Source organism: Halobacillus hunanensis (assembly GCF_900166655.1).
Lineage (GTDB): Bacteria > Bacillota > Bacilli > Bacillales > Halobacillaceae > Halobacillus_A > Halobacillus_A hunanensis.
On the sequence record NZ_FVZB01000007.1, the window covers coordinates 771,478 to 788,976 of the forward strand.

At 41.5% G+C, this 17,499-nt stretch carries 17 protein-coding genes; all 17 read left to right on the plus strand.

What is annotated here, in order from left to right; genetic code table 11:
- Positions 1-117 precede the first annotated feature (117 nt).
- Complete coding sequence (gene yfmF, locus B5354_RS16545) at positions 118-1,404, plus strand: EF-P 5-aminopentanol modification-associated protein YfmF (protein WP_079529906.1); 1,287 nt, start codon at positions 118-120, stop codon at positions 1,402-1,404.
- Complete coding sequence (yfmH, locus tag B5354_RS16550) at positions 1,404-2,696, plus strand: EF-P 5-aminopentanol modification-associated protein YfmH (protein WP_079529907.1); 1,293 nt, start codon at positions 1,404-1,406, stop codon at positions 2,694-2,696. The genes yfmF and yfmH overlap by 1 nt, the downstream gene beginning before the upstream one ends.
- Complete coding sequence (gene ymfI / locus B5354_RS16555; protein ID WP_079529908.1) at positions 2,689-3,408, plus strand: elongation factor P 5-aminopentanone reductase; 720 nt, start codon at positions 2,689-2,691, stop codon at positions 3,406-3,408. Before yfmH ends, ymfI begins: the two co-directional genes overlap by 8 nt.
- A gap of 73 nt (positions 3,409-3,481) precedes the next feature.
- A complete protein-coding gene (locus B5354_RS16560; protein WP_079529909.1) occupies positions 3,482-3,742 on the plus strand; it encodes a DUF3243 domain-containing protein in 261 nt (86 codons plus the stop codon).
- Between the two features lie 164 nt (positions 3,743-3,906).
- The gene (locus B5354_RS16565) at positions 3,907-4,695 is read left to right on the plus strand and encodes a DUF3388 domain-containing protein (protein WP_079529910.1); all 789 of its coding nucleotides are present in this window, start codon (positions 3,907-3,909) and stop codon (positions 4,693-4,695) included.
- Between the two features lie 18 nt (positions 4,696-4,713).
- Entirely contained in the window at positions 4,714-5,622 is a 909-nt protein-coding gene (locus B5354_RS16570) for a helix-turn-helix domain-containing protein (protein ID WP_176142521.1), read from the plus strand.
- Between the two features lie 119 nt (positions 5,623-5,741).
- Entirely contained in the window at positions 5,742-6,320 is a 579-nt protein-coding gene (pgsA, locus tag B5354_RS16575; RefSeq protein ID WP_079529912.1) for a CDP-diacylglycerol--glycerol-3-phosphate 3-phosphatidyltransferase, read from the plus strand.
- Entirely contained in the window at positions 6,317-7,549 is a 1,233-nt protein-coding gene (locus B5354_RS16580) for a competence/damage-inducible protein A (protein ID WP_079529913.1), read from the plus strand. Before pgsA ends, B5354_RS16580 begins: the two co-directional genes overlap by 4 nt.
- A 169-nt stretch (positions 7,550-7,718) precedes the next feature.
- Positions 7,719-8,765, plus strand: a complete 1,047-nt coding sequence (gene recA / locus B5354_RS16585; RefSeq protein WP_079529914.1) for a recombinase RecA — start codon at positions 7,719-7,721, stop codon at positions 8,763-8,765.
- Positions 8,766-9,092: 327 nt separating this feature from the next.
- Complete coding sequence (gene rny / locus B5354_RS16590; protein WP_079529915.1) at positions 9,093-10,652, plus strand: ribonuclease Y; 1,560 nt, start codon at positions 9,093-9,095, stop codon at positions 10,650-10,652.
- A 75-nt stretch (positions 10,653-10,727) separates the two neighbouring features.
- Positions 10,728-11,525 (plus strand): TIGR00282 family metallophosphoesterase, encoded by a 798-nt coding sequence (locus B5354_RS16595; RefSeq protein WP_079529916.1) that lies wholly within the window; start codon positions 10,728-10,730, stop codon positions 11,523-11,525.
- Positions 11,526-11,634: 109 nt separating this feature from the next.
- A complete protein-coding gene (gene spoVS / locus B5354_RS16600) occupies positions 11,635-11,895 on the plus strand; it encodes a stage V sporulation protein SpoVS (protein WP_079529917.1) in 261 nt (86 codons plus the stop codon).
- 271 nt (positions 11,896-12,166) lie between these two features.
- On the plus strand, positions 12,167-13,207 hold the full coding sequence (gene tdh / locus B5354_RS16605; RefSeq protein WP_176142522.1) for an L-threonine 3-dehydrogenase: 1,041 nt from the start codon (positions 12,167-12,169) through the stop codon (positions 13,205-13,207).
- A 19-nt stretch (positions 13,208-13,226) separates the two neighbouring features.
- On the plus strand, positions 13,227-14,402 hold the full coding sequence (locus B5354_RS16610; RefSeq protein WP_079529918.1) for a glycine C-acetyltransferase: 1,176 nt from the start codon (positions 13,227-13,229) through the stop codon (positions 14,400-14,402).
- A gap of 147 nt (positions 14,403-14,549) precedes the next feature.
- Positions 14,550-16,121, plus strand: coding sequence for a tRNA (N6-isopentenyl adenosine(37)-C2)-methylthiotransferase MiaB (miaB, locus tag B5354_RS16615; RefSeq protein WP_079529919.1), 1,572 nt, complete (start codon positions 14,550-14,552; stop codon positions 16,119-16,121).
- Complete coding sequence (locus B5354_RS16620; protein WP_079529920.1) at positions 16,122-16,547, plus strand: YlbF/YmcA family competence regulator; 426 nt, start codon at positions 16,122-16,124, stop codon at positions 16,545-16,547.
- 382 nt (positions 16,548-16,929) lie between these two features.
- Entirely contained in the window at positions 16,930-17,490 is a 561-nt protein-coding gene (locus B5354_RS16625) for an outer spore coat protein CotE (RefSeq protein WP_079529921.1), read from the plus strand.
- Positions 17,491-17,499: the final 9 nt, after the last annotated feature.

The window sequence follows — 17,499 nt, forward strand, 5'->3', positions numbered from 1 at the left end:
GGGCTTTAATTTTTTACTTTTTCAATTATTTATCTTAGCATTAGAGTTGACCTCATATGGATGAATACATGGAAGTACGTTCATAATATAAAGGAAACGATGAGGAGGATGTTAGAAATGAAAATAACGAAAGAAACAGTACGGGGTAAGCAAGGGTACAGACTACATATTTTACCAACTACAAAGTATAAAACGGTTTCTGTTATTGCCAAATTTAAGGCACCACTGAAAAGGGAAGGGATCACCGAACGTGCTCTGCTTCCTCATGTTCTTCATAAAGCTACCAACAACCATCCAAACGTGCGATTACTGCAATCTGCTTTGGAAGACCTGTATGGAACAGGATTCTCAAGCGATGGCTCTAAAAAAGGGGAGAATCATGTACTTTCCTTTCGGATGGAGGTCGTCAATGAATCCTATTTAAACGAAAGTGAACCGATTTTAGAAAAAGCGTTAAACATATTCCATGATGTTTTATTCAATCCAAAAGTTGAAGGAAACGGCTTTGATGAAGCAATTGTAAAAAGGGAAATACAAACGCTTGAGCAAAAAATCACTTCCATTAAAGACGATAAAATGAGCTATGCTAATCTACGTTTAATCGACCATATGTGTGAAGGGGAGCCGTACTCTTTACATGTTCACGGCTATTTAGACGACCTAAAGAAAATTACGGCAAAGTCTTTATATCAACACTACCTCGAAATGATTGAAAACGATGTACTTGATGTATACGTTATTGGAGGCATAGACGAATCTGAGATTGAAACATTAATGGATCGAACATTTACTCGTGCCAAAAGTGACAATCAAGGGGAGCACTTGGAATCAGAACCAATTCATCCAGCGGAATCTAAAGAAATTGTCGAGCAGGAAGAAGTAAAGCAGGGTAAGCTTCACATCGGCTATCGTACCCACATTAAATTTGGGGACGAGGATTATTATGCCTTGCAAATTTTCAATGGACTTTTCGGCGGGTTTCCTAGTTCTAAACTGTTTGTGAATGTAAGAGAAAAACATAGCCTGGCTTATTATGCCGCATCACGATTCGAAAGCCACAAAGGGCTGCTCCTCGTCTTTAGCGGAGTTGACCCGAAAGATTATGACCAGGCAAAATCGATTATTTTAGAACAAATGGAAGCGATGAAGCAAGGTGATTTCTCTGATGACCAAGTAACTGACGCAAAAGAACAAGTTGTGAATCAACTACAGGAAACAATGGATAATGCCAACGGATTAATTGAGGTCTTGTATCATCAAATGCTTTCCGGCTCCACCATTCAGTCAGATGAACTTATGGAAAACATCCGTAATGTGACGAAAGAAGATGTGGTGAAGGTCGCGGAGAAAATAGAACTTGATACGATTTACTTTTTAACAAGTCAAGAGGGAGGGGAAGCGTGATGGAAGCATTAACGTATAAACAGCTAAATGAGACCGTATATTCAGAAACGATGGAAAATGGGTTAAAAGTGTTTTTACTGGCAAAGCCGGAGATGGCCAAGACATTTGGTATTTTCACAACAAATTATGGATCCATTGATCAAACCTTTACCCCGATTGGAAAGGATGAGCAAGTGACTGTGCCGGAAGGGATTGCTCATTTCCTTGAACATAAGCTATTTGAAAAAGAAGACCGTGATGTGTTTCAGGATTTCACCAAGCAGGGGGCGTCTGCTAACGCTTTTACGTCGTTTACGAAGACGGCATACTTATTTTCCGCAACTAGTCAGATTGAAAAAAATGTGGAAACCTTATTAGATTTCGTTCAGGATCCTTATTTTTCCAAGGAATCCGTTGAGAAAGAAAAAGGGATCATCGCTCAGGAAATACGTATGTATGATGACCAGCCGGACTGGCGTTCTTTCTTTGGAACAATACAAAGTCTTTATCATAAACATCCTGTCAGGGTAGACATTGCCGGAACGGTTGATTCGATTGAGGATATTACAAAGGATGACCTATATACTTGTTACGAAACGTTCTACCACCCATCCAATATGGTGTTGTTTGTAGCTGGTAATATTGATCCGGAAAAAATGATGGATCAAATTCGCAGTAACCAGAACAAGAAAGAATTTAAGGAGATTCCAACGATTGATCGTTTTTATCCGGAGGAGCCTGCTGAAGTAGCTAACCCCGACGGTTCCATTACAATGCCAGTCACCACAGCAAAAGCAATGGTAGGTGTGAAAGAGGATGTTTCGTCTCTTGATGGTGCTGAACTTGTAAGGGCTGAACTGCTGTCTGGCATGATCCTTGATTATTATTTCTCTAAAAGCGGGGAATTCTACGAGCAGCTTTATAAAGAAGATTTAATTGATTCCAGCTTTCAATATGAAACCGAATTAGATAGACAGTTTGGTTTCACTATTCTTGGCGGTGATTCAAGGAAACCTGACGAATTAGCGGCTCGTATAAAAGAAATGCTTCACAAGCTTAAAGAGAACCGTATTTCAGAAGAAGATTTTAAACGTATGAAACGTAAGAAGATCGGCCAGTTCATGAGGGCTTTGAATTCTATGGAATTTATCGCTAATCAATTTACGCATTATCATATGCTTGGCGTTGACTTATTCGATGTTTTGCCTACCATTGAATCACTTACGACAAGTGATGCCGATCAGTATGTCGAAAATTGGATAAAGGAAGAAAGCATTTCGGTCTTCCAGGTGAAACCACAGACCCATGCCTAAGCGTTGTTTAATTATTGGAGCCAGCGGTGAAATTGGCATGCAAACTACGGAGTTACTCGCTGCGGAAGGGTATGAAGTGGCGGTTCATTATCACACTAATCAGCAACGGATAAGCGAGCTTAAGCAGCGAATCCCGAACCAGCAATGGGCGGGGGCTTATCAAGGAGACTTATCTACTGCCGCCGGGCTTGACTCTTTGATTGGCAAACTCCCTTCAGATGTCGACGCTATTGTGTTTGCACAAGGGAACCACTCTAACCAACTGCTTCAAGAAATGAGTTCCGCTGAAATGGACACGATGTATTATGTTCACGTTAAATCATTATGGCTCATTACTCACAAATTGCTTCCATCCATGATTTCAAATAAGTCCGGAGAAATCGTCGTGGTGTCATCGGTTTGGGGAGAAGAAGGTGCCAGTACAGAAGTAGTTTACAGTTCTGTTAAAGGAGCCCAAATTAGTTTCGTAAAAGGATTAGCCAAGGAAACTGCTCCAAGTAACATTCGTGTGAATGGAGTAACACCGGGGGTCATCGACACAAAAATGAACGGCCACTTATCTGCAGAAGAACTGGCTATATTAGAAAGTGAAATCCCGCTAGGCCGTTTAGGAACGGGTTCTGAAGTAGCACAGGCGATCTTGTTTTTATTAAGTAAACGATCCAGTTATATTTCCGGTCATATCCTTCGCGTCAACGGCGGCTGGTATTAAAATTGTGATGTATAAAAACGTTCTGGCTACCTCATACTAAACATGAAAAACATTACAGTAGGAGGTAACATGAATGTCTGTACTTGACAACTTTGAATCTTTCAAATCTTTCCTTGGTGATCGTATGAACCAAGCGGAAGGAAAAGGGATGAACCATAGTGCTGTAAACGAAGTCGCTTACGAGATTGGTGATTATTTATCCAAAAATGTTGAGGCCAAGAATCAGGAAGAAGCCGTTCTTCGCGAGTTATGGAACGTTGCTGATGATAAAGAGCAGCATGCTATTGCAAACATGATGGTTAAATTGGTTCAGAATGACAAGCCACAATCATAAAATGACAAAAACCGCGCAGAAATTCATGCGCGGTTTTTTTCGATCAATATTCGGAAGAAGTCTGTTTCAGTCTTTCTAATTAAGGGAAAATCATTTATGATATATAGTAGAGTGTGTTATTCTGTTTTTACAAAAAGCGACATTTTTTCCAGAGGAGATGTGTCATGGAGAAAAAAGAATGGTATTTAGAATATGAAATCCAGTATAACCGTCCTGGGTTGCTTGGAGATATTTCGTCACTTCTTGGGATGATGGCGATTAATATAGTTACGATAAATGGGGTAGAGAATTCTCATCGAGGAATGCTCTTGCTTTGCAAAGAGGAAGATCAAATTACTCGGCTTCGGTCGATATTAAATACAATGGATACCATTAAAATAACCAAATTACGCAGACCAAAACTGAGAGATCGGTTAGCTGTAAGGCATGGCCGGTACATACATAGTGATATTGATGATCGAAAGACCTTCCGATTTAACCGGGAGGACCTTGGGCTGCTTGTAGACTTTATGGCTGAGTTATATATGAAAGAGGGCCATAAGCTGATTGGTATCCGTGGTATGCCGCGCGTAGGCAAAACTGAATCTGTTGTAGCTGCAAGTGTATGTGCAAATAAACGCTGGTTATTTGTGTCGAGCACATTACTTAAGCAAACGGTCAGGAATCAGCTGATTGAGGAAGAGTATAATGAGGATAATTTATATATTATAGATGGAATCGTCTCTGCGAAAAGGGCAAGCGAGAAGCATTGGCAGCTTGTGAGAGAAATTATGCGCCTTCCCGCTGTGAAGGTGATTGAACATCCAGACATTTTTGTACAAGAGACAGAGTATAAAATGGAGGACTTCGATTATATTATTGAACTCAGAAGCAATGAGGATGAAGAAATCACGTATGAACCTGTGGAGAAGCAAGGAATGAACAACGACGGCTTTTCTATGTTTGATTTTTAAAAATGGATGGTGTTACAAATGGAGATTGGATCTCGATTAAGAGAAGCGAGAGAAGCAAAGCAATTAACACTTGAAGAAGTACAGAGTACCACGAAAATTCAAAAAAGATACCTTCAAGCGATTGAAAATAACGAGTTTGGCACCCTTCCAGGGAAGTTTTACACTCGGGCGTTTATTCGGGAATATGCCTCCGCCGTCGGCTTGAATCCGGAGCAGGTGATGGAAGAACACAGCAGTGAACTCCCGACTACAGAAGAAGAGCCTGTAGTGACGTATAGCCGAGTGCAAAAGGCTAAAAGTGAATCGACTTCTAACAAAGCCGGGGGTTTTGCTAAATCCTTTCCGAGAATATTGTCAATTCTTTTAGCTGTTATTGTGGCTATTGTGGCCTACTACTTTGTTATAGAAGGAACAGATTCGAACGAAGGGGCCAATCAACCGAAAAATGAAGATCAGGTAGACGTTCCAACGACCACAAATCCTGAAGAGAATACTTCAGAAGGAAATCAATCACAGGATGACTCTTCCAATGAATCAGCTGGTGATAAACAGCAGAAAGAGCAGGCTGAAGATAAGAAAGAATCTGTTGAGGAAGAACCGTCTCTTGAAGCGAGCTTAGTTGAAACAGGCTCAGGCTCATTCCCTATGCATACCTATGAAGTTACAGGAGCTGAGGAGAGGGAGCTAACGCTTGAGTTTTCTGCTGACACTTATGTCGCTGTTCAAGCTCCTCAAGGCGGAGAAGATCTAATAGCGCCTGAGGTTTACACCTCTGACGACGAAGCGGTAAATGTTGATATTTCTGAATATGAACAGGTGTATATTAAAACAGGTTCAGCTCCTGGTTTGACTGTGAAAATTAATGATAAAGTCATGGAATTTCAAGGAGATAGACTGACTCAAAAGCTATTAATTAATTTTAAATAATTTTGATGAACAATGATGCTGTCCTTTAGATGACTGGAATCAATAAGCATGGTAAAATGACTTGTTGACTTCAGTAAGGACAGCATTCTGTTTTTAAAACGATAGGAGTGGAAGTTAAGGTGAATTTACCAAATAAGATTACGTTATCAAGAATTTTTCTTATTCCGATTTTTATTGTGTTGATGAGTGTACCTTTTCAGTGGGGGAGCCTCCAAATCGGCAATGCAGTACTGCCTATTTCCCATTTAGCAGGGGCTTTGTTATTTATTATTGCTTCTACCACGGATTGGATAGACGGATATATTGCTCGTAAACATAATCTTGTCACTAACTTAGGGAAGTTTCTCGATCCTTTAGCTGATAAGCTGTTAGTTAGTGCGGCATTGATATTGTTAGTGGAAATCGGGCTAGCTCCAGCGTGGATTGTGATTGTAATCATCAGTCGTGAATTTGCTGTAACAGGTCTCCGTCTGGTCGCAGCAGGCGAAGGCAGTGTGCTGGCGGCCAGTCAGATGGGTAAACTTAAGACGTGGATTCAAATTGTTTCGATTTCCCTTCTTCTCTTGCACAATTGGCCTTTCGCCTATATTGGATTCCCAATGGGAACCATTGCCCTATACGCGGCGCTAATTATTACCTTCATATCAGGCTATGACTACTTCGTGAAAAATTGGCACGTGATGAGGAATTCCAAATGAGGACGGAGATCATAGCTGTCGGGACAGAACTCTTATTAGGCCAAATCGCTAATACGAATGCCCAATGGATTTCCAGGAAGTTAGCTCAATATGGTGCTTCAGTTTATTTTCATGGCGTTGTTGGAGATAACATGGAACGAGCTGTTAAAACCATCAAAGTGGCGAGTGAACGTTCAGATGTGATTATTGTTACCGGAGGATTGGGTCCAACAGAGGACGATTTAACGCGTGATGCCGTTAAGCCTTTGCTAAAACAAAACTTAGTCATCCATGAGGAAACACTCAAAAAAATTGAGGCGGTTTATAAAAAAAATAACCGTCAGATGACTGCTAATAATCGCAAGCAGGCATTAGTATTCGAACATGCTAAAGTCCTGCTTAACCCAGAAGGAATGGCACCTGGGCAGATAGTGGAACACGAACAGACTTTATTTGTGTTCTTGCCGGGTGTACCTTCAGAAATGAAAAGTTTAATGGAGAACAGGGTTCTCCCATATTTAATAGAGACTTTTTCATTAGAATCTGAAATCGTTTCTGAAATGCTGAGGTTTATCGGAATTGGTGAGTCGACGCTAGAGTATAAACTCGAGGATATGATCAGCCAGCAGGTTAACCCGACCATTGCGCCGCTTGCGTCTGAAGGCGAAGTTGGGTTAAGGCTCACTTCTTCAGGTGCAGAATCCAAATCAAAAATAGCAGCGTTAAAAGCGGAAATTTTGCAGCGTGTGGGTGAATTTTATTATGGAAGTGATGATCTTACCATTGAAGAAAAGGTTAGGGATTTACTTAAGGAAAACAGGTTGACCTTAGGTTCTGCTGAAAGTCTGACAGGAGGGAAGTTTATTGAACGCCTTATTTCCCTGCCTGGAGCGTCAGAAGTTTGTGAAGGCGGTCTTGTTGCTTATACCCCTTCTGCTAAAGAAAAGGTCATTGGTGTGCCGCCCGATCTCATTTCACAACACGGCACAATTAGTGAAGAGTGTGCCAAGGTCATGGCGATTCAGTCTCAAAAACGCTTACATGTGGACGCAGCTATTAGTTTTACAGGGGTTGCCGGACCAGACAAAAGCGAAGGTCAGGAGCCAGGAGTAGTTTTTATTGCACTTCAAATCGGCAGTGGAGCTCCTCTTGTAAAAAGGTATCATTTTGAGGGCGGGCGTGATAAAGTGCGGTTGCGAGCCGTCAAAAAAGGCTATGAACTGGTCTTTCATTATTTAAAAGATCTATAAATCTTTAATTATTGTAATTTCTTATTAAATATTTCATTTTTTGTTTGGAGGAAAAATGAAAACTGAGTAAATTCCGGTCATAAAAAAAGGGAACATTTATTCGCTTTTTAGTTGGCAAATGATCAAAAACAAGTTATGATTAGAGTAGCAATTTTGAAAGGGGAATATTATGAGTGACCGTAAACAAGCATTAGATATGGCATTAAGACAAATTGAGAAACAATTTGGTAAAGGGTCTATTATGAAATTAGGTGAACAAGCTGAACAGAGAGTCAGTACGGTATCCAGCGGGTCTCTCGCCCTCGATGTGGCTTTAGGTGTGGGCGGGTACCCCCGCGGAAGAATTGTTGAGATATATGGACCGGAATCCTCCGGTAAAACAACAGTAGCTCTTCATGCTATTGCTGAAGCCCAGCGACAGGGTGGACAAGCGGCTTTCATAGATGCAGAACATGCACTTGATCCTGTTTATGCTCGCGCTTTAGGAGTAAACATTGAGGAACTATTGCTATCACAGCCTGATACGGGAGAGCAAGCTTTGGAAATTGCTGAAGCTCTTGTACGAAGCGGCGCTGTAGATATGGTAGTAGTGGACTCAGTAGCTGCACTTGTACCAAAGGCAGAAATTGAAGGGGAAATGGGAGATGCTCACGTAGGTCTTCAGGCACGTTTAATGTCTCAAGCATTGAGAAAACTGTCCGGTGCCATAAATAAATCAAAAACGACAGCGATCTTTATTAACCAGATTCGTGAAAAAGTCGGTGTAATGTTTGGGAACCCTGAAACAACACCTGGTGGTCGTGCCCTTAAATTCTATTCATCTGTAAGGCTGGAAGTACGTCGAGCTGAAACCTTGAAACAAGGCGATGAAATGGTGGGGAACAAAACCAGATTGAAAGTCGTTAAAAACAAAGTAGCCCCTCCATTCAAGAAAGCTGAAGTTGACATTATGTACGGAGAAGGAATTTCAAGAGAAGGTGAATTACTAGATATCGGTACGGATCTAGACTTAGTTCAAAAGAGTGGTTCCTGGTATTCTTACAATAATGAAAGAATGGGGCAAGGACGAGAAAATGCCAAGAAATACTTGAAGGAAAATGAAGAGGTATATCAAGAAATTAAAGGATTAGTTCGTGCACATTATGATATGGACGACGCCTCTTCTGCAGAAAAGAATGAAAAGGTTTCTGAGAGTCAGGAATCTCTTGATGTATAACTAAAAGATGTAGTCCCTTTCTTCAGATGCGTGCCACTCGCACTCGTTTGAAGAGAGGGGCTATTTTTAAAGCGAACTTAGTTGAAGCTTCCTTAAAAGTCTTGCGCATGGAGCACTGTTTCCTAAATAATAGACAGACTGTTTGTAATATTTCGATTTGTGGGGGCTTAGATTTGACGATTCCTTGACATTCTACATTCTAAAAGCATAAAATGAATGTGTATCATTTTCATATTTATACCTTATATAAAATGTAATGAAACTGAAAATGAATCGTTTGTACATGCCGACAAACGGACCAAGTTTATAGCAAGAGGAGGTGAACCTATGGATATGTTATCCATCGCCTTCATTTTGCTTGCCCTTATCGTCGGTTCTGTTGTTGGTTATCTCATTCGGAAATCTATTGCGGAAGCTAAAATCTCAAGTGCCGAGGACCTTGCTAAACAAATTGTTGAAGAAGGCCGACGCAATGCTGAATCTGCGAAGAAAGAAGCACTTCTTGAAGCGAAAGAAGAAAATCAAACCTTTCGTCAGGAAGCAGAGAACGAGATCCGCGAGCGCCGCATGGAGCTGCAGAAAACTGAAAATCGATTAACACAGAAAGAAGAGAATCTTGATCGTAAGAGTGGAACTTTAGATCAACGTGAATTATCACTCGAAAAGAAAGAGGGGACTCTTGCCGAAAGACAACAACAAATTGAAGAAACGGAAAGCAAAGTGGAAGCGATGCTTCAAGAGCAGCAAACAGAGCTTGAACGAATCTCCGGTCTTACATCAGACCAAGCGAAACAGGTTATTCTCGAACGCGTGGAACAAGAAGTATCTCATGAATCAGCACTGATGGTTAAGGAAGCCGAAAACCGTGCAAAAGAAGAAGCTGATAAGAAAGCGAAAAGCATTCTTTCACTTGCCCTTCAGCGCTGTGCTGCCGATCACGTTGCAGAGACTACAGTATCAGTAGTAAACTTGCCAAACGACGAAATGAAAGGACGGATTATCGGTCGTGAAGGACGAAATATCCGCACCCTGGAGACACTTACTGGCATTGATCTTATTATTGATGATACTCCTGAAGCCGTTATCCTTTCAGGGTTTGACCCTATTCGTCGGGAAACAGCACGTATGGCTTTAGAAAAACTTGTTCAGGATGGCAGGATACATCCAGCACGTATTGAAGAGATGGTTGATAAATCACGACGTGAAGTGGATGATTACATTCGAGAGGTTGGAGAGGAAACGACCTTTGAAATCGGGGTGCATGGCTTGCATCCAGACCTGATTAAAATTCTCGGTCGTCTGAAATATCGTACAAGCTACGGTCAAAATGTTCTTAAGCATTCTACTGAAGTGGCGTATTTATCCGGCCTTCTGGCTGCAGAGCTGGGAGAAGATGAAACGTTGGCACGCCGTGCAGGACTATTGCATGACATAGGTAAAGCAATTGATCATGAGGTGGAAGGAAGTCACGTGGAAATTGGTAAGGAATTAGCTTCCAAATATAAAGAGAACGATGTCGTGATCAACGCGATTGCTTCTCACCACGGTGACGAAGAACCAACTTCTATCATTGCTGTACTTGTTGCTGCAGCTGATGCTCTGTCAGCCGCACGTCCAGGTGCACGCAGTGAAACACTTGAGAACTACATTAAACGTCTTGAGAAACTTGAAGAGATTTGCGAATCTTACGGCGGTGTAGAAAAGTCATTTGCCATTCAAGCAGGACGTGAAGTACGGATCATTGTTCGACCGGACGAAATTGACGATTTAACAGCGACTAGTCTGGCAAGGGATATTCGTAATCAAATTGAGAATGAACTTGATTATCCAGGCCATATTAAAGTAACAGTCATTCGTGAAACACGTTCAGTGGAATATGCGAAATAATAAATGAAGCGGTCTTTACGGGCCGCTTCATTTTCATGTTATTCATTTACAATTTTTTAGAGAAGGGAATCGATCATGAAAATATTATTTATAGGTGATGTTGTAGGATCCCCAGGGCGCACGATGGTTGATGAATATCTTCCTAAATTAAAACAGAAGTACCAGCCAACGATTACGATCATCAACGGTGAAAATGCAGCAGCGGGAAAAGGCATTACAGAGAAGATTTATCGGAGGTTCCTTGAAGTAGGCGCACAGGCCGTTACGCTGGGAAATCATTCGTGGGATAAGCGTGAAGTATTTGAATTTATTGACCATGCCGACTATTTAGTTCGACCAGCAAATTTCCCCGAGGGAACACCCGGGAAAGGGATTACGTACGTAAAGACACCTAAAGCTGAAGTAGCGGTAATCAACTTACAAGGCCGCACGTTCCTAGCACCAAACGATGATCCATTTCGGAAAATTGATGAGTTAATTGAGGAAGCCAAAAAGCGAACACCGATTATCTTTCTCGACTTTCATGCTGAAGCAACGAGTGAAAAACAAGCGATGGGCTGGTACGTAGACGGAAGGGTCAGCGTGAATGTCGGAACTCATACTCATATACAAACGGCTGATGAGCGCATTTTACCCAATGGAACTGCCTATATTTCTGATGTAGGCATGACGGGACCCTATGACGGAATTCTTGGTATGGAGCGTGAAGCCGTATTAAAAAGATTTTTAACAAATTTGCCGGTACGTTTTGAAGTTCCTAAGACGGGAAGAACACAATTAAGTGGTTTTTTGGTAGATGTGGATGAAACAAACGGCCGTGCAACAAAGGTGAAACGGATTCAAATTAACGAGGACCATCCGTTTTTCGGTTGATTGTTTGAATTTTGCGAAAAGTTCCTGCATAATGAAAAGGGAATATTCTACATCTCCCAAGAATATAGTGGTTATGGAACAACTATAGTGAATGAAGGAGGAGCTAGTAATGGAAATATTAAAAGTATCAGCTAAATCCGTACCTAATTCAGTAGCAGGAGCCCTGGCAAATGTCATTCGGGAACGTGGAACAGCAGAGATTCAAGCCATTGGTGCAGGAGCGCTAAACCAGGCCGTGAAAGCGGTTGCGATTGCACGAGGGTTTGTTGCGCCTAGTGGTGTTGACCTCATTTGTATTCCCGCCTTTACCGATATCATGATTGATGAGGAGGAACGTACGGCAATCAAGTTAATTGTCGAGCCTCGTTAAATTCGTCTTTTTTATATGTATTATATGACATGAAACCGCACGCTCAATTGAGAGCAGGTGCGGTTTTTTTGTGTTGAAGGATGAAAAGTAATTTTCTGAATACATAAGATCGGGATTAGGCCATGATGCTGGCAAATCAGGAAAGCGCTTTATCAGATAATCAAATGTACATTCACAGAGGACAGATATGATTTGACGTATTTGTTATTCATGATACTATTATGAATATAAAAGGGATTAACCCTTATTCAAGTAGACAGGAGTGTTTTCTGTGGATGGAACAATGAAAGCAATTGTAAAACATCATCGTGGAAAAGGTGCGGAACTTCGTGAAGTTTCTATACCAACTATCCAAGCTGATGAAGTACTTATTCGAGTAAAAGCAACCTCAATCTGTGGGACAGATGTTCATATTTATAATTGGGATGAATGGTCAGCAAGCAGAGTTCAGCCGCCATATGTGTTTGGGCATGAATTTGCCGGTGAAATTGTTGAAGTGGGAGATGCAGTGGACAATTTTTCCGTTGGAGATTATGTGAGTGCGGAGACCCATCTAGTGTGTGGTCATTGTCCTCAATGTCTGACGGGAAAATACCATATATGTGAAAATACTCAAATCATCGGAGTTGACACACAAGGGTGTTTTGCAGAATATGTCGCCCTACCTGCTAGTAATCTATGGCGCAATCCAGAAGGTCTGCCTAATGATATTGCTTCTATTCAGGAGCCGATGGGGAATGCCGTTCACACCGTGCTAAACGGTGACGTGGCTGGTAAATCGGTGGCAATTATCGGCTGTGGTCCAATTGGCTTAATGGCCGTTGGGGTCGCTAAAGCTGCCGGAGCCTCTCAAGTGCTCGCATTTGATTTAAATTCTTATCGATTGGAATTAGCTAAAGAAATGGGGGCTACCGTCGCTATCAATTCCGGGGAGACGGACCCGGTAGGAGAAGCTAAGAAATTAACCGATCAACATGGTGTAGATGTCGTTTGTGAAATGAGCGGTCATCCTGTGGCTATGGACCAGGGCTTTAAGATGATCACAAATGGAGGAAGAGTTTCAATTTTAAGTCTTCCCACTACTCCCGTCACCCTTGATATTACTAATGACGTTGTGTTTAAGGGAGTTGAAGTTCAAGGGATAACAGGGCGTAAGATGTATGAAACGTGGCAGCAAGTTTCCCGTTTGTTACACTCTGGACAAGTGGATGTGAAGCCGATTATCACTCATCATTTTGACCTTGAAGAATTTGAACAAGGATTCCAGTTAATGAATGAAGGAAAATGCGGTAAAGTAGTATTACACCCATAACTTTTTAAGGAGGATGGTCATGAAAGGATTTGAATATTTACAGGAACAATTAGATGACATGAAAAAGGAAGGGACGTTTAGAAAACTGATCCCGCTTGAATCGGCTCAAGGTTCGAAGGTAGTTATTAAAGGAAAAGAGGTCATTCAGCTTTCCTCGAATAACTATTTAGGGTTAACATCCCATCCGCGAATGAAAAAAGCTGCCGACGAAGCAAATGAAAAATACGGGGTAGGAACAGGTTCTGTTCGGACTATTGCAGGTACCTTGCAAATGCATGAAGATTTTGAAGAGAAACTTGCCAAATTTAAGCATACTGAAGCGGCTCTTGTGTTCCAATCTGGTTTTACGACAAACCAGGGCGTGCTTTCCTCGATTTTAACAGATCAGGATGTCGTGATCTCGGATGAACTAAACCATGCTTCGATCATCGATGGCATTCGTCTGACGAAGGCTTCGCGTAAAATTTATAAACACGTGGACATGGATTCATTGGAGCAAGCGCTTATAGAAAGTTCGGATTTCCGTACACGTCTTGTCGTAACAGACGGAGTATTCTCTATGGACGGAAACATTGCCCCTCTTCCAAAGATCGTTGAACTCGCTGAAAAGTATGATGCCTTAATTATGGTTGATGATGCGCATGCAAGTGGTGTATTGGGCGATAACGGACGCGGAACCGTTAACCATTTCAATTTAGATGGCCGTGTTCATATTCAAGTCGGAACGTTAAGTAAAGCGATTGGTGTCCTGGGTGGATATGTAGCAAGTACGAAAACCTTACGTGAATACTTGATTCATAAAGGACGCCCATTCCTATTCAGCACCTCTCATCCACCAGCAGTAACAGCAGCCAACGATGCTGCCATTGATGTGCTGCTGGAGGAACCGGAACTGATTGAGAAGCTTTGGGACAATACGAAATTCTTTAAAGACGGGTTGCAGAAGCTTGGCTTTGATACAGGAATTAGTGAAACGCCTGTTACTCCGGTCATGATCGGTGACGACGCGCTGACACATAAATTCTCTGATGAGCTGTTTGAAGAAGGTGTGTTTGCACAAGGCATTGTCTTCCCGACTGTACAACGCGGAAAAGGACGAATCCGCACCATTGTGACAGCTGAACACTCAAAAGAAGAGCTTCAAGAAGCTTTGACTGCTTTTGAAAAAGTTGGCAAAAAACTTAATATATTATAGGATTGTATAGAGCCACTATGAAACTTTTCATAGTGGCTTTCCTCATCATGAAAATAAAAAAATCTGCAATTTACGGTTAGCTCTTAATATTTTTATGTAGAATTGATATAATGAGACAGTTAGAGCTCTGCTTGAAAGGAGATTGACATGAACGAACAACAACGCAAAGAATCGTCACAAATTCGACAGGGAACTCCAGCGGACGTAAAATCCGACCAGGATAACCTTAATCGAATTAAAGACAAAAGCAGTGAAGACTTTATGAAGTATTTCGAAACGACCTATCAACCGCCTTCTCTCAGAAAAGCGCAGCGTCGCCGAAAAGAGGATGTAAAGGTTCACTATGATTTCACGATACCAGAAGATTTGGATAACATAGGGCAGGATCGTAAATACATGATTCGCACGTATGGCTGCCAAATGAACGAGCATGATACAGAAGTGATGGCCGGGATTTTTGAAGAGATGGGATATGAGTCCACGAATGATACGAAGGAAGCCGATATCATTCTCTTGAACACTTGTGCTATTCGAGAAAATGCAGAGAACAAAGTGTTTGGGGAAATTGGCCATCTGAAGCCATTGAAGCTTGAGAATCCTAACTTGATCATTGGTGTATGTGGATGTATGTCCCAGGAAGAATCCGTCGTAAACAGGATTTTGAAAAAACATCCATTCATTGACTTGATCTTTGGAACGCATAATATCCACCGCCTGCCTCAACTTGTGAAAGAAGCAATGTTTGGGAAAGAGATGGTGATCGATGTATGGTCCAAAGAAGGCGACATTATCGAAAACCTTCCGCGTTCCCGTAAAGGGAAAATTAAAGGATGGGTCAACATTATGTACGGGTGTGACAAGTTCTGTACATATTGTATTGTACCTTATACTAGAGGAAAAGAACGGAGCCGTTTGCCGGAGGACATCATTCAGGAAGTCCGTCACTTAGCTGCTCAAGGCTATAAAGAGATTACTCTCCTTGGACAAAACGTAAATGCATACGGGAAAGACCTCGAAATGAATTACGGTCTGGGCGACTTAATGGATGAACTTCGTGATATTGATATCCCAAGAATTCGGTTTACAACCTCACATCCGCGTGACTTTGACGATCGCTTAATTGAGGTTCTTGCAAAAGGCGGAAATATGCTTGACCACATTCACCTTCCTGTACAATCTGGAAACTCAGACATTCTCAAAATTATGGGACGTAAATATTCTCGCGAAGAGTATTTAGAGCTGGTACGCAAGATTCGCAAGGCTATGCCAGATGCAACGTTAACCACTGATATTATCGTTGGGTTCCCAAATGAAACGAAAGAACAATTTGAGGACACTATGTCTCTTGTCGAAGAAGTTGGTTTCGAAGCGGCCTATACGTTTATTTATTCAGCTCGTGACGGTACACCTGCTGCTCGCATGACAGATAATATATCTATGGAAGAGAAAAAAGATCGCCTGCAGCGTCTGAATAAACTTGTGAATGATCAGGCGGCCGAAGCTATGAAACAATATGAAGGCGAAGTTGTTGAAGTGCTTGTAGAAGGCGAAAGTAAGAAAAATAGTGAAGTGTTAGCAGGTTATACGAAGCGCAATAAAATGGTAAATTTTACAGGTCCGCGTTCATCCATAGGGACCATCGTGAAAGTGAAAATTAATAAAGCGAAGACCTGGTCCTTAGATGGGGTTATGGTCGAAGAGACTATAGAGGTGAAATAAATGGCACAGTATACCAGAAAACAAGTGGTGGATGAAGCACATAAGCTTGCAAAAATGATGGCAGACATCGAAGAAATTGACCGCTTTAAACAGCTTGAAGCGAAGCTTAATGATAACAAGAAAGTTCAAGACCACATTAAGAAAATAAAAGCGTTGCAAAAACAGGCTGTTAACTTTCAAGCTTATGGCAAAACTGAAGCACTTGAAAAAGTAGAAAAAGAAATTGACCGCCTGCAGGACGAACTGGATAGCATCCCAGTTGTAGCAGAATTCAAAGAGTCACAGCTGGTTATTAATGATATTTTGCAGATGATTTCCAGTACGATCTCCCGCGAAGTGACAAATGAAGTGATCCGCTCAACAGGTGGAGATTTACTAAGTGGAGAGACAGGCTCTAAGCAAAAAGATGAAGCATGTGGCCACTAATCTAATAGAAACCGCCGGATATTTTTCTCCGGCGGTTTTTTATTGTATCAAGATATTTTTAAAGAAGTGAGCTATTGTTGCAAGAGGAGAGCTTTTCTCTAGTAGAATGGAGCGTTCTCTTAATGAATCCGAGCTAAATATTTAAAATCGGAGCGTATTTGATCATAACCTGATCGCAAGCCCTATGAGAATGTTTTTCTGTAGTGCTTCGCTTATGCTATTCGAGTCTGACCAAGGCACTTTCGCTTTTCTTGGTACAATTTCTTGGGCGTTTGCATAGGATGGGAGTACAAACGATTTGAAGTCATCGATTCTTTTTTTGTATTCACCATTCGCCCATGACTTGCATAGAATGGGCTGTAGATTAAGGAGGAGTGTTGCTATGTCATTCTTTGAGCGGGAGTACCGTGAAATTATTACGAAGGCTGTATGTGGAAAAGGGAAGAAGTTTACCGAAGCAACAAACACGATTAGCCCATCTCATCGTCCATCCAGTATTTTAGGTTGCTGGGTTATCAATCATATCTACAATGCCAAGAAGAAAGGCGACCATGTAGAGGTTTCAGGAAGTTACGACATAAACGTTTGGTACTCTTACAATGATAATACAAAGACAGAAGTTGTAACCGAACGTGTAAACTATTGTGATCATGTTCGCCTAGCAGTAAAAGATGAGAATTGTATCAATGATCATTTAGAAGTGGTAGCAAAAGCAGTTCAGCAGCCTAATTGTTTAGAATGCAAGATTACCGCACAAGGACAGAAAATTTGTGTTGAAGTAGAAAGAGAGTTTATCGTTGATGTGATTGGTGAAACAAAGCTGTGTGTTAAGGTTAATCCTCATGGCTGTGAGAGAGATGATGATTACGAATTTGAATTATCATCCGATGACTTCTCAGATATTGAAACAGATTTTCTTCCTAGCAGCAGTAGTGAAGAGTAATCGTAAATG